Source organism: Arthrobacter sp. Soil736 (genome assembly GCF_001428005.1).
Classification (GTDB): Bacteria; Actinomycetota; Actinomycetes; order Actinomycetales; family Micrococcaceae; genus Arthrobacter.
Genome location: NZ_LMSB01000016.1, coordinates 1 through 22,717 on the forward strand (window position 1 = coordinate 1; position 22,717 = coordinate 22,717).

At 67.6% G+C, this 22,717-nt stretch carries 20 protein-coding genes; 3 read left to right on the top strand and 17 right to left on the bottom strand.

Features of this window, described 5'->3' with window-relative positions:
- Positions 1-202 precede the first annotated feature (202 nt).
- The 7 genes from ftsY to coaD form a co-directional block, all read right to left on the bottom strand.
- Entirely contained in the window at positions 203-1,420 is a 1,218-nt protein-coding gene (ftsY, locus tag ASG92_RS11315) for a signal recognition particle-docking protein FtsY (protein ID WP_056628057.1), read from the bottom strand.
- 50 nt (positions 1,421-1,470) lie between these two features.
- Positions 1,471-5,067, bottom strand: a complete 3,597-nt coding sequence (smc, locus tag ASG92_RS11320; RefSeq protein ID WP_200951949.1) for a chromosome segregation protein SMC — start codon at positions 5,065-5,067, stop codon at positions 1,471-1,473.
- 110 nt (positions 5,068-5,177) lie between these two features.
- Positions 5,178-6,161 (bottom strand): bifunctional DNA-formamidopyrimidine glycosylase/DNA-(apurinic or apyrimidinic site) lyase, encoded by a 984-nt coding sequence (gene mutM, locus ASG92_RS11325; RefSeq protein ID WP_056628059.1) that lies wholly within the window; start codon positions 6,159-6,161, stop codon positions 5,178-5,180.
- Positions 6,162-6,168: 7 nt separating this feature from the next.
- Positions 6,169-6,888 carry a ribonuclease III gene (rnc, locus tag ASG92_RS11330; RefSeq protein WP_056628061.1) on the bottom strand — a complete coding sequence of 240 codons (720 nt, stop codon included), beginning with the start codon at positions 6,886-6,888 and terminating at the stop codon, positions 6,169-6,171.
- Between the two features lie 21 nt (positions 6,889-6,909).
- Positions 6,910-7,113: a 50S ribosomal protein L32 gene (rpmF, locus tag ASG92_RS11335; RefSeq protein WP_003806041.1), complete on the bottom strand. Its 204-nt coding sequence runs from the start codon at positions 7,111-7,113 to the stop codon at positions 6,910-6,912.
- 36 nt (positions 7,114-7,149) lie between these two features.
- Positions 7,150-7,674 (bottom strand): YceD family protein, encoded by a 525-nt coding sequence (locus tag ASG92_RS27295; protein ID WP_157372188.1) that lies wholly within the window; start codon positions 7,672-7,674, stop codon positions 7,150-7,152.
- Between the two features lie 158 nt (positions 7,675-7,832).
- A complete protein-coding gene (coaD, locus tag ASG92_RS11345) occupies positions 7,833-8,333 on the bottom strand; it encodes a pantetheine-phosphate adenylyltransferase (protein WP_056628065.1) in 501 nt (166 codons plus the stop codon).
- A gap of 93 nt (positions 8,334-8,426) precedes the next feature.
- Between coaD and ASG92_RS11350 the strand changes: the two genes are divergently transcribed.
- Positions 8,427-9,635, top strand: a complete 1,209-nt coding sequence (locus tag ASG92_RS11350; RefSeq protein ID WP_056628066.1) for an aminotransferase class I/II-fold pyridoxal phosphate-dependent enzyme — start codon at positions 8,427-8,429, stop codon at positions 9,633-9,635.
- A gap of 2 nt (positions 9,636-9,637) precedes the next feature.
- Positions 9,638-10,420 (top strand): fused MFS/spermidine synthase, encoded by a 783-nt coding sequence (locus ASG92_RS11355; protein ID WP_200951950.1) that lies wholly within the window; start codon positions 9,638-9,640, stop codon positions 10,418-10,420.
- A 33-nt stretch (positions 10,421-10,453) separates the two neighbouring features.
- On the opposite strand, the gene rsmD is transcribed toward ASG92_RS11355, so the two are convergent.
- From rsmD to ASG92_RS11375, 4 genes are read right to left on the bottom strand one after another with little or no spacing between them, the layout of a single operon-like run.
- Entirely contained in the window at positions 10,454-11,059 is a 606-nt protein-coding gene (rsmD, locus tag ASG92_RS11360) for a 16S rRNA (guanine(966)-N(2))-methyltransferase RsmD (protein ID WP_056628069.1), read from the bottom strand.
- Positions 11,060-11,104: 45 nt separating this feature from the next.
- Positions 11,105-13,363 (bottom strand): ATP-dependent DNA helicase RecG, encoded by a 2,259-nt coding sequence (locus ASG92_RS11365; RefSeq protein ID WP_056628071.1) that lies wholly within the window; start codon positions 13,361-13,363, stop codon positions 11,105-11,107.
- Entirely contained in the window at positions 13,360-14,421 is a 1,062-nt protein-coding gene (locus tag ASG92_RS11370; RefSeq protein ID WP_056628073.1) for a DAK2 domain-containing protein, read from the bottom strand. The genes ASG92_RS11365 and ASG92_RS11370 overlap by 4 nt, the downstream gene beginning before the upstream one ends.
- 22 nt (positions 14,422-14,443) lie before the next feature.
- A complete protein-coding gene (locus tag ASG92_RS11375) occupies positions 14,444-15,469 on the bottom strand; it encodes a thiamine-phosphate kinase (RefSeq protein WP_056628075.1) in 1,026 nt (341 codons plus the stop codon).
- Between the two features lie 115 nt (positions 15,470-15,584).
- Here ASG92_RS11375 and ASG92_RS11380 point away from each other — a divergent pair, with 115 nt between their 5' ends.
- The gene (locus ASG92_RS11380) at positions 15,585-16,088 is read left to right on the top strand and encodes a DUF3515 family protein (protein WP_056628077.1); all 504 of its coding nucleotides are present in this window, start codon (positions 15,585-15,587) and stop codon (positions 16,086-16,088) included.
- Between the two features lie 48 nt (positions 16,089-16,136).
- Here the strand turns inward: ASG92_RS11380 and ASG92_RS11385 are convergent, their stop codons facing one another.
- The 6 genes from ASG92_RS11385 to leuC all read right to left on the bottom strand — a co-directional run bounded on the left by ASG92_RS11385 (position 16,137) and on the right by leuC (position 22,680).
- Positions 16,137-17,282 (bottom strand): D-alanine--D-alanine ligase family protein, encoded by a 1,146-nt coding sequence (locus ASG92_RS11385; protein ID WP_056628079.1) that lies wholly within the window; start codon positions 17,280-17,282, stop codon positions 16,137-16,139.
- Between the two features lie 2 nt (positions 17,283-17,284).
- Positions 17,285-18,337, bottom strand: a complete 1,053-nt coding sequence (locus ASG92_RS11390; RefSeq protein ID WP_056628081.1) for an NAD(P)H-dependent glycerol-3-phosphate dehydrogenase — start codon at positions 18,335-18,337, stop codon at positions 17,285-17,287.
- Positions 18,334-19,080 (bottom strand): lysophospholipid acyltransferase family protein, encoded by a 747-nt coding sequence (locus ASG92_RS11395; RefSeq protein WP_056628082.1) that lies wholly within the window; start codon positions 19,078-19,080, stop codon positions 18,334-18,336. The genes ASG92_RS11390 and ASG92_RS11395 overlap by 4 nt, the downstream gene beginning before the upstream one ends.
- 10 nt (positions 19,081-19,090) lie before the next feature.
- Positions 19,091-20,416 (bottom strand): UDP-N-acetylglucosamine 1-carboxyvinyltransferase, encoded by a 1,326-nt coding sequence (gene murA, locus ASG92_RS11400; protein WP_056628087.1) that lies wholly within the window; start codon positions 20,414-20,416, stop codon positions 19,091-19,093.
- Between the two features lie 194 nt (positions 20,417-20,610).
- Complete coding sequence (gene leuD, locus ASG92_RS11405) at positions 20,611-21,213, bottom strand: 3-isopropylmalate dehydratase small subunit (RefSeq protein WP_056628090.1); 603 nt, start codon at positions 21,211-21,213, stop codon at positions 20,611-20,613.
- A 9-nt stretch (positions 21,214-21,222) separates the two neighbouring features.
- Positions 21,223-22,680 carry a 3-isopropylmalate dehydratase large subunit gene (gene leuC, locus ASG92_RS11410; RefSeq protein ID WP_056628196.1) on the bottom strand — a complete coding sequence of 486 codons (1,458 nt, stop codon included), beginning with the start codon at positions 22,678-22,680 and terminating at the stop codon, positions 21,223-21,225.
- Between the last annotated feature and the right edge of the window lie 37 nt (positions 22,681-22,717).

A 22,717-nucleotide genomic window follows, 5' to 3' on the forward strand; every position in this document is an offset into this window, starting at 1 on the left:
CCGCCCAGCCACAACCGCCCGCCAGAACCAATGGCGAGACGACAACGAACTTTCTCCTGCCACGGCGCGGCAGCGACGCCTGACCGCTAGGTAGCAGCACGCGCCGTTCTCAGGGCTGAAAACGGCGCGAGCTGCTACCTAGTTGGGTGGGCTGGCGGCGGAGTCGGGCTGGAGGAGGAGCTGGGTGGCGCTGGTGGGGCGCCTAGTTCAGCAGGGCGTCGACGAAGCCTTCGGCCTCGAACGGGGCGAGGTCGTCAGCGCCCTCGCCGAGTCCGATGAGCTTCACCGGCACGCCGAGGGACTTCTGGATGGCGACGACGATGCCGCCTTTGGCGGTCCCGTCCAGCTTGGTCAGGACGATGCCGGTGATGTTGACCACTTCGGAGAAGACGCGAGCCTGGTTCAGGCCGTTCTGGCCCGTCGTGGCGTCCAGGACGAGGAGGACCTCGTCAACCTCCGCCAGCTTTTCGATGACGCGCTTGACCTTGCTGAGCTCATCCATGAGTCCAACCTTGTTCTGCAGGCGTCCGGCGGTGTCGATCATGACGACGTCGACCTCCTGGTCGATGCCCGCCTTGACCGCCTCATACGCGACGGACGCCGGATCCGCGCCGTGGATATCGGACTTCACGGTGGGGACCCCCACGCGCTGGCCCCATGTCGCCAGCTGTTCCGAGGCCGCGGCCCGGAAGGTGTCGGCGGCACCGAGCAGAACGTCCTTGTCCTCGGCGACAAGTACCCGGGCCAGCTTGCCCACGGTGGTTGTCTTGCCAACTCCGTTGACGCCCACGATCATCATCACGGCCGGCTTGCCGTCGTGCCGTTCGATCCGCAGGCTCCGGTCCATGTCCGGGTCCACGAGCTTGATGAGTTCCTCACGGAGCAGGGCCTTCACGTGCTCGGGATCGCGCGTGCCCAGCACCTTCACGCGCTCGCGCAGGGCATCGACCAGCTGCATGGTGGGTTCGGTGCCGAGGTCGGCGAGAAGCAGCGTCTCCTCCACCTCATCCCAGACGTTCTCGTCAATCTTGTCGCTGGAGAGCAGCGCCAGCAGCCCCTTGCCGAGCACGTTGTTCGACTTGACCAGGCGCTCCCGCAGCCGGGTGAGGCGTCCCGCCACGGGCAGCGGCGTCTCCACCGCTATGGTTTCCAGGCCGGCGACGTCGTCGGGGACCTCGGCTTCGAGGCCTTCGAAGCCTTCAAGGTCGACGGCGTCCGGCGCCTTGCGCTCGGCAGGCGCCGCCGGGCGGTCCTCAAGGAGGGTCCCTCCGCCGCCGAGCGGCGCCGCCGGATCGTTGGCGTCCCGGGTTCCGGAGTATTTGGTTCCGGACTTCCGGACCTTCATCAGTACCGGAACCAGGCCGCCGATGATCGCCAGGGCAGCAAGAATGGGCAGAAGAATAGGGAGGATGTCGTTCACTCCCCTAGCTTCTCACAACAGCCGCGGGCGGTGCGGACAACGCCTGCTGCCTAGACTTCGGCTCCCAGGCGCTGGCTGATGACGGTGGAGACGCCGTCGCCCCTCATGGTCACGCCGTAAAGCGCGTCCGCCACTTCCATGGTCCGCTTCTGGTGGGTGATCACGATCAGCTGGCTGGACTCGCGGAGTTCTTCAAAGATCGTAATGAGCCGGCCCAGGTTGGTGTCATCGAGCGCAGCCTCGACCTCGTCCATGACATAGAACGGCGAGGGCCGGGCCTTGAAGATCGCCACGAGCAACGCCACCGCGGTCAGGGAACGTTCGCCTCCGGAGAGCAGTGACAGCCGCTTGATTTTCTTCCCGGCGGGCCTGGCTTCGACCTCGATGCCGGTGGTCAGCATGTCGCCGGGGTCGGTCAGGACGAGCCTGCCTTCGCCGCCGGGAAACAGCCTGGCGAAGACGCGCACGAACTGGGCCGAGGTGTCGGCGAAGGCTTCCGCGAAGACCTTCTGCACGCGGTCGTCGACTTCCTTGATGATGTCCAGCAGGTCCCTGCGGCTGGCTTTGAGGTCTTCCAGCTGCGTGCTCAGGAACTGGTGCCTCTCCTCCAGCGCCGCGAACTCCTCCAGCGCCAGGGGGTTGACCTTCCCCAGGGATGACAGGTCGCGTTCCGCTTTGCGGAGCCGCTTTTCCTGCTCCGCGCGGACAAAGGGCCTGCCTTCCCCGATGGGCTTGCCGTCGTCATCAACCGGCGCCCTCAGTGCCGCCCACTTGTCCGCGGACGCGTCCGGCGGCACGGGCACCGGCTGGTCCGGCCCGTAGTCCGCCACCAGCTGGTCCGCGGTGAGCCCGAGCTCCTCCACCGACTTCGTCTCCAGCGCCTCTATCCGGAGCCTCTGCTGGGCCCGCGCCAGCTCGTCGCGGTGCACGAAATCCGTCAGTTCGGCCAGTTCCCGGGCCAGGGCGTCGTTGGCCGTGCGGACGGCTGCCAGCTCGCGGTCCCGCTGTTCCCTGTTCTGCTCGGCGAGGTCACGCTCGTGTCCGGCGAGTTCGACGGAGACGTCGCTGAACCGGATGATCTGCTCCACGGCTGCGGACACGGCTGCCGCCCGGCGGGCCTGGATCCGTCGACGGCGGGCCCGCTCGGCTGCCTCCTGCCGGGCCCGGCGTTCCGAAGCCGCCGCCCATTCCAGGGACGACGCCCTGTTGCGGATTGCCGCCAGCTGCTCTTCGCCGCTGCGCAAAGACAGCCGGGCGTCCATCTCGGCGGACCGGGCCAGGGACGCGGCGAGCGCCAGTGCGTCACGGTGTTCGGTGGACGGCTCTTCCTCGGCCGGCGCCTCCTGGGCCGCCGCCAGCCGGGCGGCGATCCCGGCCAGGGCTTCCTGCTCCGCCACGATGTTGTCCTCGGCCCGCGCCAGGGACGCGGCCAGCCGTTCGCTCTCCCCCACGGCGCTGCGCAGGACGGAGTTCAGGTGTCCCAGCCGTTCGGCCACTGCCGCGAGCCGCGCGTCGGATTCGTGCAGCCTTTCCAGTGCGGCGTCCGCCCGGTCCTGCGCCTCGGCACGCCGGGCCTCCGCGGCGGCGAGCGCAAAGCGGCTTTGCTCCAGTGCGGCCGTGACGGCCTCCAGCCGTGACCCGGCGTCGTCGACGGCGGCCTGCACCTCAAGCAGCGACGGCGCCTTGGCGGAACCGCCGGTGACAGTCAGTGACGTGAACACGTCACCCGCATGCGTGACGGCTGTGAGGTCCGGCCGCCCGCCGATCAGGCCCGCCGCCGCGTCCAGGTCCCCGACGACGGCGGTCGCCGCGAGCAGGTTTTGCACCGCCGCCGCAGAAGCACCGGCGGCGTCGACCAGGTCCGCGGCCCAGCGGGCACCTGCCGGCAACGTCCCGCGGTCCGCGGTCCGGTCACCAGCGGAGTATGCGCCCGGCGGCGATTCGAGCAGGAGCGTGGCCCGGCCGGCGTCGTCGTCCTTAAGCAGCCGCACCAGTGCCGCAGCCGTTTCGCCGTCCTGCACGACCACCGCGTCCGAGGCGCTGCCGAGGGCAGCGGCCACGGCTGCCTCATACCCGGCTTCCACGGTCAGGGTCGTGGCCAGCGATCCCACGATGCCCGGCAGCCCTGCCCCGAGGGCATGCTCGGAGCCGTCCTTGCGGTTGAGGCCGAGCTGCAGGGCGTCGCGCCGGGCCTTGAGGGCGTCGCGTTCACGCACGGCTTCCCGCTCCGAGCTCCGGAGCGATTCGATCTCGGCGAGGACGCCATCCAGTGCGGCGCTGGCGTCCTCGTACTCCGCGTCGAGGGACTCCTCGCCGTCTTCGACGCCCGCAACCTGGGATTCAAGCGCCGTGAACTCGCCCTGTGCCCGGCGCCGCCGCTCATCGCCGGCGGCCAGCGATTCGCGGAGCCTACCGACTTCAGCCTGCGCCGATTCCACGCGTGACCTCGCCGCGCCCACCTGGCCGGCCAGCCTGGCCAGGCCTTCACGACGGTCTGCCGCCGCGCGCAGCGTTGCCGTGAGGCGCTTCTCTTCCGCGGCTGCGGCGTTTTCCGCTTCGGTTTTCGCGGCCGTGGCCGCCTCGAGGGCACTGCGCCGGTTGACGATGTCCCGTTCGAGCTCCGCCTGCTCGTCCCGGACACGGGCGGCCTGCTTTTCCAGCTGCTCGGGGTCGCGGCCGGGATCCGGCGCCGCGTCCGCCGAGCCCAGCAGGCGGCAGCGTTCCTGGGCCAGTGATCCTAGCGAGCGCAGCCGCTCCCGGCCTGCGGAGAGCTGATACCACGTGTCCCGGGCGGCATTGAGGCGGGGCGTCGCTTCCGCCGCGAGCCGCTCCAGCACGGCCTGGCGCTGCCGGCCTGCCTCCAGGTCCTGCTCCACGACGGCGCGGCGTGCCTTGAGCGCGGATTCGTCGGCGACGTCCTGGGCGAGGGTGGTCCGCAGCTGGACGAGGTCATCGGCCAGCAGCCTGGCCCGGGCGTCCCGGACCTCGAACTGGACGGTCTGGGCGCGCCGGGCAACCTCCGCCTGCTTGCCCAGCGGCGTCAGCTGCCGCCTGATTTCACCCGTGAGGTCGCTGAGCCGCTGAAGGTTGGCCTGCATGGCCTCCAGCTTGCGGACGGTCTTCTCCTTGCGGCGCCGGTGCTTGAGGATGCCGGCGGCTTCCTCGATGAAGCCCCGCCTGTCCTCGGGCGTGGCATGCAGGACCTTGTCCAGCTGGCCCTGGCCCACAATGACATGCATCTCGCGTCCCAGGCCAGAATCGGAGAGCAGCTCCTGGATGTCCAGCAGGCGGCAGCCGGCCCCGTTGATGGCGTATTCCGAGCCGCCGGTCCGGAACAGCGTGCGGGAGATCGTGACTTCGCTGTATTCGATGGGAAGTGCGCCGTCAGTGTTGTCGATGGTGAGCGAGACGTGCGCCCGGCCCAGCGGCGGCCGGCCGGAGGTTCCGGCGAAAATGACGTCTTCCATCTTTCCGCCGCGCAGGGTCTTGGCACCCTGCTCCCCCATGACCCAGGCCAGGGCGTCCACCACGTTTGACTTGCCCGAGCCGTTGGGGCCCACCACAGCGGTGACTCCGGGCTCAAAGTCGAAGGTCGTTGCGGATGCAAACGACTTGAAGCCACGGACGGTCAGACTTTTGAGGTGCAAGGTTTTTCGGATCTCCTGAGTGGCGGCAGCGGCTGCTTGTGCTGCCCTAAATCTACTGCCACGCGGCCCGGATCCCCGGATTTACGGCCCGGAAGGGCCGGTGGCAATGGTCACCAGCGGCCGTTCCGGGGGCGCGGCTGGCACACGGGGCAGGTGTAGGAGGACCGGTTCATGAACTGCTCGCGCTTCATCAGGCTGACAATTCCTGCTGCGGCGCAGCGCCGGCATTCCTCCCCCTCCCTGCCGTAGGCATTGAGGGACCGGTCGAAGTAGCCCGACGCGCCATTGACGTTCACGTAGAGCGAGTCGAAGCTGGTGCCGCCGGCATCAAGGGCATCGACCATCACCTCGCGGGCCGCTTCGAGAACGCGCATGGCATCCGCCCGGCGCAGCGTGTCAGTGGGACGGGCGTAGTGAAGCCTGGCCCGCCACAGTGCCTCGTCGGCGTAGATATTGCCGATTCCGGAGACCAGGCCCTGGTCCAGCAATGCGCGTTTGAGGCCGGTCTTCCGGTTCCGGAGCCTGCGGTAGAAGTCTTCGAAGGAAAAGAAGGGGTCGAGGGGGTCGCGTGCAATGTGGGACGCTTCCTCGGCGATGACCGGCAGCGGTTCCTCGGCCAGTCCGCCGGGGCCGCCGTCGTCCGTGGGGATCAGCGAGGTGACGAACAGGCCGCCGAAGATCCTCTGGTCAACGAACCTCAATTGCGCGGGCATGCCGTCGCGCGGACTCAGCCGGAGGCGGACCTTCAGGTGTTTTTCATCCGGGACGGCGTCGTCCTGCATCAGCAGCTGGCCACTCATGCCAAGGTGGGCCATCAGCGCCACGGCGGGAAGGCCGGGCGCAGTGCCGGCCGTTTCCGTGCGGGGTGTACCGCCGGCCTTGCCGTCCTCCTGCAGGGGCATCCACAGGAATTTGCCCCGGCGGACCACGTCAAGGACTTTTGCGCCTTCAAGGTTCCCGGCGAAATCCTCGGGTCCCAGGGCATGGCGCCGGATGGACCTCGGATCCAGGACCTCGACGCCGGTGATGGTCCGGCCGCGGACCCAGCTCACCAGGCCGCGGCGGACCACCTCGACCTCGGGAAGTTCAGGCACCGGTCGCCTAGCTCCCGGCGGCGGATTCCGGCGGCTCCGCGGCGGTGTCCATGCCGGAAAGCTTGCGCCAGGCGTCGGCGGCCGCTTCCTGCTCGGCTTCCTTCTTGGAGTGGCCGGAGCCCGTGCCGTACGGCGTCCCGCCGATCTGCAGTTCCGCGACGAAGGTCCGCGCGTGGTCCGGGCCGGAGCCTTCCACCGCGTAGTAGATGGTGCCAAGCTGGCGGCCGGCCGCCAGCTCCTGGATGCTCGTCTTCCAGTCAGTGCCGGCGCCGAGCGCGGCTGCATCCTTGAGGAGCGGTCCGATCAGGCGCATGACGAGCTGGCGTGCGGTCTCGATGTCGTTGGAGACGTACGTCGCCCCGATGAGCGCCTCCATGGTGTCAGCCAGGATTGAGGCCTTGTTCTTGCCCTCGGTGAGCTTCTCGCCCTGGCCGAGGTAGATGTAGTCGCCGATACCGAGGCTGCGTCCGATGCCGGCAAGTGCCCGGGTGCTCACGACGGCGGACCGGCGCTTGGCCAGGTCCCCTTCGGGGAGCGAGGGATTGTCACGGTACAGCGCGTCGGTAACGGAAAACCCCAGAATGGAGTCGCCGAGGAACTCGAGGCGTTCGTTGGTGGGTATGCCGCCGTTTTCGTAGGCATAGGAACGGTGTGTCAGAGCAAGACGAAGCGTCCCGGCGTCAATTGAGACACCGAGACGCTTCAGAAGCTCTTCAGTTGAAGACATCCTAGTCAGCTTGTAGGCCGATTAGACGTCCGCGACCTTGCGGCCCTTGTACTCAAGGAACAGCGCAGTGCCAGCCGAGTCGGTGACGACCTTTGCCTGGTGCGGCAGGCTGTAAGTAACCTGGCCGTTCTCAATGGTCTTCACCAGGTGGGGGGCAGTCGCCTTCCACTGGGAGCGGCGGGCGCGGGTATTCGAGCGAGACATTTTCCGCTTGGGAACAGCCACGGCTAACTCATTTCTCTCTAGAAAAACACTTACAAATCAATTTTGCCGGTCAGGCTTAGCCAGATCAGCTAGGGCGGCCCAGCGAGGATCTACGACCTCGTGGTGGTGCCCCGGCTCGTCTTCCAGACGCGCTCCACATTCGGAACACAGGCCCTGGCAGTCTTCCCGGCACACCGGCTGGAACGGCAGCATGGTGACAACTGCGTCCCGCAACACCGGCTCAAGATCGATCAGATCGTGCTCGACTCGACGTTGCTCTTCATCGTCTTCCTCGTCGGAAGGCAAGGCGCCTTCGTAGAAGAAAAGTTCTTGCACATTGACCTCAAGGTCATACGCAAGGGGATCCAGGCATCGGCCGCATTCACCGGTTACTTCGGCGATTGCGGTTCCTGATACCAGAATTCCTTCGTGTACGGCCTCAAGCCTCAGGTCGAGTTCGATATCCGAGCCCTTCTGAACGCCAATGAGCGCCACGCCAAGATCTTCCGGCGCGGGTACATGTTCCGTCAGCGTACGCATGCTCCCCGGACTGCGTCCGAGGTCCTTGACATCAAGCATCAAGGGTGAACTTGCATCTCGTTTAATGAGAACTCCTGTTGAACATATGACCGACGTATTATCTTAGCCTGAACTCCTTGGCGGACTCAAACCGGACGCGTCCCCCGACAGGCGGGAGAATCACCGTCCAACCGGCCGGGGCCGGAATGTACCGCATAAGCCTACCCTCTTGGCGGCTGGCCGGGCGCAGGCGGGCCCGCGACAAGGCGTTTCAGGACCGACCTTGGCACGTACTCGGACACGCTCCCGCCCAGGCTGGCCACTTCCTTGATCAGCGTGGAGGACAAATGGAGGTAGTGCGCCTCCGCCGGCAGGAACACCGTCTCGACGCCACTGAGCTGGCGGTTCATGGTGGCCATGGGCAGTTCATAGTCAAAGTCCGACGACGACCGGAGCCCCTTGACGATGGCGGACACCCCTCGCTGCCGGCAGTACTCGGCCAGGAGCCCTTCGCCGACCGGCTCCACCACGATCCCGCGCAGCGAGGCCAGCGTCTCCTTGGCCATCTCAATCCGTTCCTCCAGCGGAAAACGGTACTTCTTGGCGTAGTTCGTTGACACGGCAACGATGACTTCATCAAAGAGGCTCGCGGCTCTGGCGATGACCTCGAGGTGTCCGTTGTGGATGGGGTCGAAGGAGCCTGGGCATACGGCGCGTCTCATGCTCCGAACCTACCGTATCTGGCGGCCGGGATACCATGACTTGATGCATCAGCCGCACCTGACAGCGGGGCTGAACGGACAGGCAGGAAAGCAATGACAGAGACACTTCCGGCGCCCTGGCAGCGTGCGGCCACCGGCGCCAACCTCCTGGCGGCCGACGGAACCCTGGGCGTCACGATCTTCGAAGAGATGACCACGCTGGCGGTCCGGACCGGCGCCATCAATCTCGGCCAGGGGTTCCCGGACGAGGACGGTCCGGCGGAAATCAAGGCAGCGGCCCAGGCCGCCATCGCCCAAGGTTCAAACCAGTACGCTCCGGGCAAGGGCATCCCGGAACTGCGCAAGGCCATCTCCGCGCACCAGAGCCGGTTCTACGGCCTCGAGCCGGATCCCGACACGGAAATCATCGTCACCACGGGTGCCACCGAAGCGATCGCAGCCTCCCTGATGGCGTTCGTCGGCCCCGGCGACGAAGTCCTGACCTTTGAGCCGTTCTACGACTCGTACGGCGCCATCATCGGACTGTCCGGGGCCACCCACGTCACGGCGCCGCTGCTGGCGCCTGATTTCCTTCCCGATCCGGTGGCCCTCGAGGCCGCCTTCAGCGCCCGCACCAAGGTGGTGCTGCTGAACAATCCGCACAACCCCACCGGTGCCGTGTTTCCCCGGGAAGTCCTCCAGCGCGTCGTCGACCTGGCGCGAAAGCATGACGCGCTCATCATCACCGACGAAGTTTATGAGCACCTCACCTTCGGCGTGAGCCACGTCCCGGTGGCCACTCTGCCGGGAGCGGCGGACCGGACCATCACCATCTCCTCGGCCGGCAAGACGTTCTCCTTCACCGGCTGGAAGGTCGGCTGGCTGAGCGGACCCGAGCAGCTGGTGTCCGCCGTCCGGACCGTGAAGCAGTTCCTCACCTACAGTTCCGGCACCCCCTTCCAGAGTGCGATCGCCACCGGCCTCGCGCTGCCCGATGCTTTCTATGACGGCATCTCCGCCACACTGGAGAAGAAGCGGGACATCCTCAGCGACGGCCTCCGCGCGGCAGGGCTGGACGTGTTCACGCCGAAGGGCACGTACTTCGTCAACGTAGACACCTCGCCGCTGGGGATCCTGGATTCCGTGGAGCTCGCCCGGCGCCTGCCGGCCCTGGTGGGCGTGGCTGCCATCCCCGTACCCGTTTTCTGCCACCCCGAGGGCGCGGAAAGGACGCGGAGCCTGCTGCGGTTTGCCTTCTGCAAGAGAACCGAGGTCCTTGAAGAAGCGGCGTCCCGGCTGGCCACGCTCCGGGACAGGCTCTGACGGTGGCTGAGGGCTCCTCAGCGTCACGATTCCTGCGGACCACGGGCCAGCATGCAGTCATAGAACCGGACACCTACACCGAGGGCGGCTTCGTGCTCAGCATCGGCGGGGCGGAACAGTCGCACGTCGATCTGGCCGACCCATCGGACATCTTCTACGAGTACCTCCGCCGGATCGGCCACATGGTGGACCTGGCTGCCCCCTGGGGTGAGCCGGTCACCGCCCTGCACCTCGGGGCGGGTGCCCTGACCCTGGCCCGGTACATCCAGGCGACCCGCCCGGGTTCGCTGCAGTACGCCGTGGAGCTGGAGCGTGAACTGCTGGACTTTGTGCTGGAGCAGCTGCCGCTGCCCGAGGGAACGCGGCTGCACACGATCATCGGCGACGCCCGCGGCGCGCTGGCCGAGCTGCCCGCGGACCTCCGTTTCGACGTCGTCATCCTCGATATCTTCTCCGGCCCCGAGGCTCCGGAGCACCTTGCCTGCACCGAGTTCTACGAGGAGGCCGCGGCCCTGCTGACGGAACGGGGCGTGCTGATCGTGAACGTGGGTGACGAGCCGGGCCTGACACTGGTCCGCAGCCAGGTGGCGGCCCTGCGGCGCGCCATGACGGACGTCGCGGCCTTCGCCGAAGCCGGCATGTTCACGGGCCGGTACCCGGGGAACATCATCCTGGCCGGCACCCGGAAGCCGTGGCCGGCCGAATGGACCGCAGCACTGGCGGCACGCGGACCGCACCCTGCCAAGGTGCTGGCGGGGGTCGAACTGGATCAGTTGTCGGCCTGACGGGCCTGAGGACGGCTCAGCCTTGGGACGGGCTCAGTCCTCCGGCACGGGTCCGACGTTGACCTGCTGCCCGCTGGCCGGTTCGGCGAACCACAGCCTGGTCTCGCCGTACTTCTTGTCCGCAAACCGTTCCAGTCCCGCCGGCCACTCCGGCTCATGTGACCGCGAGGACCGCTCCACCACAACCACGGCACCGGCCGCGAGGTGCGGGGCCAGCTTGCCCAGGACCGCGGCGAGCGCCGGCTGGTCCAGGGGGTAGGGCGGGTCCAGGAACACCACATCCCAAAGGGTTTCTTCAGCTATCCGGTCGAGGAAGGACTCAACCCGGGAACGGTGCACGGTGACGGTCTTCCGCCCCAGCACGCCGTTGATCAGGTCCGCGTTCCGCTGGCAGACGGCGCTGGCTTTGGCATCGAATTCCACGAGGTCGACGGCGGCCGCGCCCCGGCTGGCGCTCTCCACGCCGAGCGACCCGGAACCGGCGTAGAGGTCCAGCGCGCGCGAGCCGGACAGGACATTGAACGCGTCCAGCCGGGAAAACAGGGCCTCTTTGACGCGGTCCGTCGTGGGTCGCGTCAGGGACCCGGGCACGCTGACAAGCGGCGTTCCCCCGGCAGCACCGGCCACGATCCGGGTCATGCGGTAACCCGATTTCCGATGCGATCCGCCGGGACGTCCATGGTTCTAGCCGCGTTCAAGGAACGCCTCCTTCTCGGGGTTCAGGTAGTCGTCGATGGCCTCGGCAAGGGCCGGGTGGTCCAGCAGCGACGGGTCGCCGGCCACGATCTCCTGGGCATCCTGCCGGGCGCGGGCAATGATGTCCTCATGTTCCAGGACCCTGAGCAGCTTCAGCGTGGACCGGCCGCCCGACTGCGAGGCGCCGAGGATGTCGCCTTCGCGGCGCAGCTTCAGGTCCTCCTGGGACAGTTCGAAGCCGTCGGTGGTGGCGGCGACGGCGTCCAGCCTGCGGCGGCTCGGGTGGCCGGGCTCAAGCGTCGTCACCAGCAGGCACGTGCCCGGCAGGCCTCCGCGGCCCACGCGGCCACGGAGCTGATGGAGCTGCGAAATGCCGAACCGGTCCGCGTCCAGGATGACCATCAGCGTGGCGTTGTGTACGTCCACGCCCACCTCGATCACCGTGGTGGAGACCAGCAGCTTGGTCTTGTTGGCCGTGAACGATGCCATGGTCTCGGATTTCAGCGCAGGATCCTGCCGCCCGTGGAGCGGGGCCAGCGGAATCCCGTCCAGCGAAGGCTCCTCCCTGAGGTGTTCGACGACGGCGGTCACCGACGCCAGTTCGCGCCCGGGGCCGTCCCCCTCCAGTTCCCCGGGGGCTGGCTCCGCTTCGCCGGGACTGAAATCGCCGTCGTCGTCCGTCCCGATCTTCGGGCACACGACGTACACCTGATGCCCGGCGTCGATCTCTTCCCGTGACCGGGACCAGATCCGTCCGGCCCAGGCAGGATTTTCCGCGAGGCCCACGACGTGGGTGGTGATGGGTGCCCTGCCGGCCGGCAGTTCGTCCAGCACGGAGGTTTCGAGGTCGCCGAAAACGGTCATGGCCACGGTCCTGGGGATGGGGGTGGCCGTCATGACCAGCAGGTGCGGCGGCCTGCTGGCCTTGGATCGCAGGACATCGCGCTGCTCCACGCCGAAGCGATGCTGCTCGTCCACCACAATCAGGCCGAGGTCATAAAAGGAAACGTTATCGCTCAGCAGGGCGTGCGTGCCGATGACAATCCCGGCAGTTCCTGACGCGGCGTCCAGCAGTGCCTGCTTGCGTGCCGCCGTGGGCATGGAACCGGTGAGCAGGCTGACCTGGACGGTGTGGTCGCCGAAGCCGCCCAGCAGTCCGTCCCGGGCCAGCGTGCCGAGCGTCCGCCGGATGGAGTCGAAGTGCTGTGCGGCGAGGACTTCCGTGGGCGCCAGGAGGGCCGCCTGTCCCCCCGCGTCGACAACCTGCAGCATAGCGCGGAGCGCCACGATGGTCTTCCCCGAGCCCACCTCGCCCTGCAGCAGCCGGTTCATGGGTCCGTCCTGGGACAGTTCGTCGGAAAGCGTCTTGCCCACGGCGGCCTGCCCTGCGGTCAGCGTGAACGGCAGCTGGCGGTCGAAGGCGGCCAGGAGTCCGTCGGGCACGGGACGCCGGGCGGTTGCTTCCTCCGCGGCCAGCAGGGCGCGGCGGCGCGCCAGGGCGGACTGCAGGACCAGCGCCTCCTGGTAGCGGAACCGGTCCCTGGCCTTGCGCCAGTCCCCGGGTGTCTGCGGCGCGTGGATCAGGCGGTAGGCCTCGGGCATCGGCAGGAACCTCTCGCGGGCCGAGATGTCCGCGGGCAGCGGGTCCTGCAGGGCGTCCAGGTCCACGGTGTCCAGAAGGGTGGAAATGACCTTCTGGATGGACCAGCTGGTGAGTTTGGCGGTTGCCGGATACACGGGGATGGGCATGGCCGCGAGCTTTTCCGGGTCCATGCCGGGGGTGTCCGGGTCCTCGTCCAGCAGCAGGAAATCAGGGTTGGTCAGGCCGAGCGATCCCGCGAAGCGGGTGACCTTGCCGGAAAACATCGCCCGGCGGCCCGGCTGGAGCTCAGCCTTGGCCCGGAAGCCGTTGAAGAAACTGATCTTGAGGGTTCCGGGCAGGGCCGAGCCCGGCTGCCGCGGACCGCCCGCGTGGGCGCCGGCGTCGTCGGAAATCACGACGTCGGTGATCGATCCGCGCCGGGCCCGCATCTGCCGCGTGCTGTTGGAAATGACGCGCGCAATCAGCGTCACTTCCTCGTCCAGCGGGACCTCGCTGATCGGCGTGAGCTCCCCCCGGCTCAGGTAGCGGCGCGGAAAGTAGTTGAGCAGGCCGCCAACGGTGATGATGCCCAGATGTTTTTCGACGACGGCCGCGGAGCGCTTGCCTATCCGGCGCTCCAGGCCGAGTTCCAGCTCCGTGTTCATCGTCCCTCGCGGCTCCCGGCATCAGCCTCCACCGGATTGGGGTCCCGCGGAAGCGCCAGTTCGCTGACCGACACGTCCGCCGGATCTCCGAGTGAACTGATCGTCTCCAGCGCCGGCCCCGAATCCAGGACGTGGACGTGCACGCGCCAGCGGTACCGGCCGTCCGCGTCCGGGGAGGGGCCCACCTGGCTCATGATCACGGAATCACCGAGTTCATCCAGGCGCTGCCTGAGGGTGGCGGCATCGAGCGGCGACAGGCTGATGGTGCACATGACCTCCACGCCGTCGTCGTCCGGCATGTCCGCGTGGATATGCGGGTCCTGCAGATCGTAGCCGTGCAGGCCGTCCAGGAGTTCGCTCTGGAGCTCCACGCCCAGCACCGCGGACCGCAGGCAGTCGAGGATCAGCAGCATGCCAACGCCGCCGGCGTCCACGACGTGTGCGGCCTGCAGGGCGTCCAGCTGCGCTTCGGTGCGGACCACGGCCACAAGCGCTGCTTCGACCGCGGCGTCCAGGGCCAGGCCGAGCGCGTAGTTGCTGTCATTGCCGTTCTGGCCGGCGTCGACGGCGGCGGCAGCCCGCGCGGCCGCCTCCATGACCGAGAGCATGGTGCCGGGAACAGGATCGCTGAGCGCCGACCAGGCCCGGATCTGTGCCCGGTTGAGCGCGGCGGCGAGAGTCGTTGACGTGAGTCGGGTGTGCCCGGACAGCGGTTCGGCGGCCGCACACAGGAACACGGAGAACAGGGTTCCCGAGTTTCCCCTGGCCTGCTCCATGGCGGCCTGCCCGGCCTTGGCCAGGACGGCGCCGACGTCGTTCTGCGCCGGGTCCGGGGCCTGGCGCAGGTCAGGCGTCCGGGCGGGGTCCTGCATCTGGGCGGGATTCTGAATCCGGGCGGGGACCGGCGCGGCGTCCTGGAGCGAACGTGCGGCCGCCCTGACCGTGAGGTAGAGGTTGGTGCCAGTGTCGCCGTCGGCGACCGGGAAGATGTTGATCGCATTGAGGCGGTCGCTGTGGTTGCCCAGGGCGGTCTCGGCCTTGCCCAACCACCGCTTCATCGCTTGCGCGTTCGCGGCAATCTTAATCTGCAAAGTGATCCCATCCCACGGAGTCAGCGGGCCGGCCCGCGATTGTCACGCCTGCCGCTTCATTTGAACTGCAGGCCTGTACTGAGCCTATCCCAGCGAACCCCGGGGGCAGCTGAACGCCGGCGGGGAAAGTGGCGAGCAGGCCATGGTCCTCGCCGCCGCCAAGCACCCACGCCAGCGGGTCCGCGTTCAGGATGCCGGCGGCCGGCTGCAGGGGCGCGGCCAGCAGTTTCAGCGCCTTGGGGTCAAGGTCCAGCACCACGTTGCTGGCCAGAGCGAGCCTGGTGCCGTCGCGCACGAGGCCGTCGGAGATGTCCATCATGGCGGTGGCGCCGGATGTCCGGGCAAGGGGGCCAGCATCCAGCGGCGGCTCGGGACGGCATTGCAGGTCCAGGAGCGAGCGCAGTTCCGGCGTCAGGGAGCCCACCGGATGCTCCGACTCCAGCAGGGCCAGCCCGGCCGCGGCCGAGCCCGCCCGGCCGGCGATGGCCAGGGTGTCCCCGGCCCGCGCCCCTGACCTGAGCACCGGCTGCCCGCCGCTGAGCGTCCCCAGGACTGCGACGGTGACGGACAGCTCGCCGCCGCGGCCAAGATCGCCTCCCGCAACGGAACATGCCCCGGCACCGAGTTTGCCGATGGCGGCGGCGAGTCCGTCCGCCAGGTCCTCGACCCAGTCCACGGGGGTGTCGGCGGGCATGGTCAGGCTGACCACCAGGGAGGTTGCGGACCCGCCCATGGCATTGATGTCGCTGAGGTTCTGGGCTGCCGCCTTCCAGCCCACGTCATAGCCGGTGGTGCGGTAGCCGTTGTTCCACTGAAGCCGGAAATCCTGGTCCTGCACCTGGGTGTCGATGCTGATGACTGTCCGGCCGTCGGGCACGGCAACGATGGCGGCGTCATCGCCCGGCCCGAGGAGCACGGCGGCGCTGTGCAGGGCGTTCAGTTCCAGGCGCGGGAAGATCCGGGCCAGAAGCTCGGCTTCGGACAGTTCGGCGACAGTCGGTGGTGATTGGGGCACGCCACTACGCTACCGCCACGGACCGACATTGTTTCCCGGATGGCGTTTCCCGGAGGCGCCGGGGCTGGGTTTGGGACTGTCAGATGCCCTGCCGTCGGAGCGATAGGCTTAATGTATGCACCGCGTCCGCACCCCCGCCCCTGTCCGTCGGCTGAAGGTAGCGGCCGCGGTGGCCCTCACGGGACTTGCGCTGGGCGGCTGCGCCTCCGCCGTCGACGTTCCCCCTGCCGCGGATGCCGCGAACCCCGCGTGCGCCCCCATGATGGTGGCGCTGCCGGACGCCATTGGCGACGCCGGCCTGCGCAAGACCAACAGCCAGGCAACGGCCGCATGGGGCGATCCCTCCAAGGTGATCCTGCGCTGCGGCGTCAACGTCCCCGGGCCCACAACGGACCGGTGCGTCAGCGTCAACGATGTGGACTGGGTCATCAAAGAGGGCAATCCGGTGTGGACCTTGACCACATTCGGCCGGGAGCCCGCCACCGAGATCCTGATGGATCCGGACAAGATCAGCTCGGCCACGGTGCTGGCCGACCTATCCGCGGCGGCAGCCAAGATCAAGGCAAGCCGCAACTGCGTGGGCCAGGAAGATCTCCGGGACCTGCCCACGAGCAAGTAGGTCTCGACAGGCTCGACCAGCAGACCCCGGGCCTCGACCAGCGCACTTCTAGCGGAGGCCGGTCTTCCGGTTCAGGGCCAGGTGGATCAGTTCGTCGATCAGTTCCGCGTAGCTCAGCCCTGACGCCGCCCACATCTGCGGGTACATGCTCTTCGGCGTGAACCCGGGCATCGTGTTGATCTCGTTGATGATCAGCGCGCCGTCGGCCGTGTAGAAGAAGTCCACCCGGCTCAGGCCCTCGGCTCCGACGGCGTCGAACGCCACCGCGGCAAGCTCGCGGACCCTGGCAATCGCCTCGTCCGGCATGTCCGCGGGGCAGCTGAGGGCGGCTGCGTCATCCACGTACTTGGCGTTGAAATCGTAGAATTCGTGTTCGCCTTCGGCCACGGAGATTTCGCCGGGCAGCGACGTCCGCGGCGCGTCTGAGCCGCGGCCCTCCAGCACCGCGCACTCGATCTCCCGGCCCACGATGCCGGCCTCGATCACGAGCTTGGGGTCGTGCTCCCGGGCAGCTTCGATCGCGGCGTCAAGGTCCTCGAGGGAGTCCACTTTGGAGATGCCCATGGACGATCCCGCGCGCGCAGGCTTGACGAACACCGGGAACCCGAGCAGATCCACGCGCTTGCGCACCGACTCCGGATCGTTGCGCCACTGCCGGTCCGTGACCGCAATGTACGGCCCCACGCGCAGTCCAGCAGCCTCGAAGACCACCTTCATGAAGTGCTTGTCCATGCCCACGGCCGACGCCAGGACTCCGGCACCCACGTAGCGGGTATCGGACAGCTCCAGCAGGCCCTGGATGGTGCCGTCCTCGCCGAACGGGCCGTGAAGCAGCGGGAAGACGACGTCAACGGTGCCCAGTTCCTGGGGAACCTCGTTGGGGGACGCCACGATCAGCTGGTGTTCCCCGCCGATCTGCGCCAGGGTCACCGTCTGGGACGACGGCGCAACTTCGGGCAGCAAGGATGAGGACAGCGACCATTGCCCGGTGTCCCCGGCCGCGAGGACCCACTGGCCGGACTTGGCAATCCCGATGGGAATCACGTCGTATTTGTTCCGGTCGATGGCGCCCAGCACACCGGCCGCGGTGACGCAACTGACCGCGTGCTCGCTCGAACGCCCGCCGAAGAGGACGGCGACTCGGGGCTTGCTCTGGGTTGGCTTGTCCGCTGCGGTCAAGTTTTCTTCCGACACTGTTAGTAATCGCCTTCGGATTTAAGTTCCCGGGCCAGCAGCAGCGGCCCCAGTTGGTCAACGGACAATTTTCCGGCCAAAACGGCGACGACGGCCGCCGTGATGGGCATCTCGACGCCGAGCTTACCGGCAAGTTCGTGAACTGCCTGCCCTGACTTGATACCTTCGGCCGTCTGGGTCATTTTTTCGGCCACTTCGTCCAGGGTGAGGCCCTGGCCGAGCAGGCGGCCGGCGGTGTGGTTCCGGGACAGCGGCGACGAGCACGTGGCCACGAGGTCTCCCAGCCCGGCGAGGCCAGCCATGGTGTGGGCTGAACCGCCCAGGGCGAGGGCCAGGCGCGAGGTCTCGGCGAGTCCCCTGGTGATCACCGAAGCTTTGGTGTTGTCGCCCATCTGCTTTCCCTCGCAGATTCCGACGGCCAGGGCAATGACGTTCTTGACGACCCCGCCGATTTCAACGCCCACAATGTCGGTGGTGGTGTAGGGGCGGAAATACGGGGCCGTGCAGCTCCTCGCGATCCAGCCGGCCACCGCGGAATCAGGGCAGGCCACCACCGAAGCGGTGGGCTCTTCCCGTGCGATTTCCATGGCCAGGTTGGGCCCGGACACCACGGCGATGCGGCCGGCGGGGATGTCCAGTTCCTCGCAGATCACTTCGCTCATGCGGGCGTCGGTGCTGAGCTCGAGGCCCTTCATGAGGGACACCACCAGGGCATCGGGCTCCAGGAAGGGCTTCCATTCCCGCAGCTGCAGGCGCAGCGACTGCGCGGGAACAGCGAGGACCACGAGGTCGGCTCCGGTCAGTACCTCAGCGACGTCAGTGGACGCGGTGATGCTGGGCGGAAGTTCGACGTCGGCCAGGTACTGGGGGTTGCGGTGGTGCAGGTTGATTTGCTCCACGACTTCGGCCCGCCGGCCCCAGAGCCTGATGCGCCGCTCGACGCCCGAGGCCGTGGCGGCGTCGGCCAGGATCTTGGCGAAAGTGGTGCCCCATGAACCAGCGCCGAGCACCGCCACGGACACCGCGGAGCCCGACCCGCTCTGCACTGGCGTCACTTGCCGCCCCGCTCAACATCGCGGCCGTGCTTCTTCTGGTTATGGGCAGCCGGGTCCCAGCGCTGGGCCGGCGGCTGCTCTGCGCGGAGTTCGGCCAGCAGGCCGGTGACGGCGACCATGATCACCTCGGTCGCCTCCATGAGGGTGGCCTTGTCCCGGGGACGGCCCTCGAAGCGGGACAGATCCACGGGATCGCCGATCAGGATTCGGGACGTTTTCCTTGGAAACAGGTGGAACCTCTTGGCGTACCGGGGGAAGACCTCGTGGGCGCCCCAATGGGCCATGGGCACCACCGGGATCCCGCCTTCAAGCGCCAGCCGGGCGGCGCCGGTGTGGCCCTTCATGGGCCAAAGGCCCGGATCCCGGGTCAGCGTGCCCTCCGGGTAAATGACGATGGCGCCGCCCTCGGCCACGATCTCCTTGGCGAGCTGCAGCGAGCGGTTCGCACCCGCCGTCGAGCGTTCCACCGGAATCTGCTTGACGGCGTGCAACAGCCTGCCGAGCACGGGCACCTTGAAAAGGCCGGCCTTCGCCAGGAAATGCGGGGCACGCTTCTGGTTGTACAGCATGTGTCCGACCACCAGGGGATCAATCTCGGTGCAGTGGTTGGGCGCGGCGATGAATCCGCCGGCGGGAAGTTTTTCGGTGCCTTCCCACTTCTTGTTCATCATCAGGTTCAGCAGGGGCCGGGCAATGCCGGCAATAATCACGAATGTGATGTGGCTCTTGGCCGATTCCTTCACAGGGGCACCGCTACTTCGCCGACGTGATGTCGAAGTCGGCGCCGAGCCCTGCCAGCTTTTCGGTGAACCGCTCATAGCCGCGGTTGATGATGTCGATCCCCGTCACCCGCGACGTGCCGGTGGCCGCCAGGGCGGCAATCAGGTGGCTGAAGCCGCCACGCAGGTCCGGAACGTCGATGTCCGTGCCCTTGAGCTGCGTCGGACCGGAAATGACGGCTGAGTGCAGGAAATTCCGCTGGCCGAAGCGGCACGGCACGCTGCCCAGGCACTCCCGGTGGACCTGGATGCTGGCGCCCATGCGGATGAGGGCGTCCGTGAAGCCGAAGCGGTTCTCGTAGACCGTCTCGTGAACGATCGAAACGCCCTCTGCCTGCGTCAGTGCGACCACCAGCGGCTGCTGCCAGTCGGTCATGAAGCCGGGGTGGACGTCCGTTTCAAGCACCAGCGGCGAAAGCTTGCCGCCGCGGTGGTAGAACCGGATGCCGTCGTCGCCGATGTCCATGCCGCCGCCCACCTTGCGGAAGGTGTTCAGGAAGGTCATCATGTCCCGCTGGCAAGCGCCCTCGACGAAGATGTCGCCGCGGGTCACCAGGGCGGCGGAAGCCCACGACGCCGATTCGTTGCGGTCCGAGAGGGCCCGGTGGTTGTAGCCGCCGAGGTCGCGGACTCCCTCGATGCGGATGGTGCGGTCCGTCTGGACGCTGATGATGGCGCCCATCTTCTGCAGCACGGCGATGAGATCGACGATCTCGGGTTCGGTGGCCGCCCCCGAGAGCTCCGTGATGCCTTCCGCGCGGGTTGCGCTGAGCAGGACCTGTTCCGTTGCGCCCACCGACGGGTAGGGAAGGGAGATTTTCGCCCCGTGCAGGCCGCGGGGGGCCGAGATGTGGATACCGCCCGGCCGCTTTTCCACGACGGCGCCGAACTGGCGCAGCACGTTCAGGTGGTAGTCGATGGGACGGTCGCCGATTTTGCAGCCGCCGAGATCCGGAATGAACGCTTCGCCAATGGCGTGGATCAGGGGCCCGCACAGCAGGATCGGGATGCGCGAGTCACCGGCGTGGGCGTCAATCGCCGTGCTCGGCGCCGTCTTGGCGTCCTTCGGGTCCAGGGTCAGATCGCCGGTCACGGGATCCTTCACCACGGTCACGCCGTGGAGCTGAAGCAGGCTGGTGACAACCTCGACGTCCTTGATTTCCGGAACGTTCCGGAGCACAGAGGGCTCGTTGCCCAGCAGCGCGGCCACCATTGCCTTGGGCACCAGGTTCTTGGCACCGCGGACGCTGACACGGCCAGTTAGCGGGACGCCTCCGCGGATTGTCAGAACACTACTCATTTACCGGTTTCCTCACGACTACTCGCCCCCAAATCCTTACAAAGGCTCCAGCTAAGCATATGAGCTTGCGTTACCGAACCGAAATACGGGACGCACCGGGCGCGGCCCGGCGGGAGGCCGGTGCGGATTTCCGGTGCAGCAAAAAGGCCCGCCGCAGGTAGCTGCGGCGGGCCCCCTGAATGGAACTCCGGCGGTCAGGACAGCCGGGCCGGCAGCGTCTTGGGCTTGAACGACGGCCGGGTGGCTTCGTACGCGGTGATGTCTTCCTCGTGCTGGAGGGTCAGTCCGATGTCGTCGAGGCCCTCGAGCAGGCGCCAGCGCGTGTAGTCGTCGATCTCAAACGGAGCTACCACGTTGCCGCAGATCACGGTCTTGGACACGAGGTCAACCGTCACCTCGGTGCCGGGCGCGTTTTCCAGCGTCTTCCAGATGAGCTCGATGTCGTCCTGGGCCAGTTCGGCGGCCAGGAGCCCCTGCTTCCCCGAGTTGCCGCGGAAAATGTCCGCGAACCGGGACGAAAGCACAGTCTTGAAGCCGTAGTCCTTGAGCGCCCAGACGGCGTGCTCCCGTGAGGAGCCCGTGCCGAAGTCCGGCCCGGCCACCAGCACGGAACCGGCGTTGAACGGTTCCTGGTTCAGGATGAAGGACGGGTCCTTGCGCCAGGCCGAGAACAGGGCGTCCTCGAATCCGGTGCGGGTGATCCGCTTGAGGTACACGGCGGGGATGATCTGGTCCGTGTCGACGTTGCTCTGGCGCAGCGGGACGCCGATTCCGGTGTGGGTGGTGAACTTTTCCATGGAGTCTTCCTAGGCTGCGTCGGTCGTCTGAAGGGCTGCGGATTCCGGGGCAGGATCAAGGTCCGACGGCGAGCTCAGCGTTCCGCGCACGGCCGTGGCGGCCGCCACCACCGGCGACACCAGGTGGGTGCGTCCGCCCTTGCCCTGGCGCCCTTCGAAGTTTCGGTTGGACGTGGAGGCACAGCGCTCCCCCGGCTCCAGCTGGTCCGGGTTCATGCCCAGGCACATGGAGCATCCGGCGAACCGCCACTCCGCGCCAAAGTCCTTGAACACGCGGTCCAGGCCCTCGGCCTCTGCCTCAAGGCGGACACGGGCCGAGCCCGGCACCACCAGCATGCGGACCTTGGGATCCTTCTCGCGGCCGCGGATGACGTCCGCCGCCGCCCGCAGGTCCTCGATGCGGGAGTTCGTGCAGGAGCCCAGGAAGACGGTGTCCACCCGGATGTCCTTCATGGGGGTTCCGGCCTCCAGGCCCATGTACTGCAGGGCGCGCTCGGCAGCGGCCTTGGCGTTCTCATCGCCGAAGTCGTTGGGCGAGGGCACCTTGTCGGAGAGCGAGACGCCCTGGCCCGGGTTGGTGCCCCACGTGACGAACGGCTCCAGCGTGTTGGCGTCGAGGTCTACCTGGGCATCAAAGACGGCGTCGTCGTCGCTGCGAAGCGTGCTCCAGTACTCGACGGCGGCATCCCACTCCGCACCCTCCGGCGCGTGCGGACGGCCCTTCATGTATGCATAAGTGGTCTCGTCCGGCGCTACGAGGCCCGCGCGGGCGCCGGCCTCGATGGACATGTTGCAGATGGTCATCCGGGCTTCCATCGACAGGGCGCGGATGGCCGAGCCGCGGTACTCCAGGACATAGCCCTGGCCGCCGCCGGTGCCGATCTTGGCGATGACTGCCAGGATGATGTCCTTGGCCGTGACGCCGGGGCGGAGGGTGCCTTCAACGTTGATGGCCATGGTCTTGAACGGCTTGAGGGACAGCGTCTGGGTGGCCATGACGTGCTCCACCTCGGACGTGCCGATGCCCATGGCGAGCGCGCCGAACGCGCCGTGCGTGGAGGTGTGTGAATCGCCGCAGACCACTGTCATGCCCGGCTGGGTGAGCCCGAGCTGCGGACCCACCACGTGCACGATGCCCTGTTCGGCGTCGCCCAGGGAGTGCAGGCGGACCCCGAACTCCTGGCAGTTGTTGCGCAGCGTCTGAATCTGCGTCCGGCTGGTGAGATCGGCGATAGGCTTGTCGATGTCCAGCGTCGGAGTGTTGTGGTCCTCGGTGGCGATGGTCAGGTCCGGGCGGCGCAGTTTGCGGCCGGCCAGGCGGAGTCCCTCGAAGGCCTGCGGCGACGTTACCTCGTGGACGAGGTGGAGGTCGATGTAGAGAAGGTCCGGCTGGGCGTTGGCGCCGTCGCCGTCGCCTTTGCGCACCACGTGCGCGTCCCAGACTTTCTCGGCCAATGTGTTCGCCATGACCATCTCCCTTCACTGCTGTTGACTGTTACTTCCA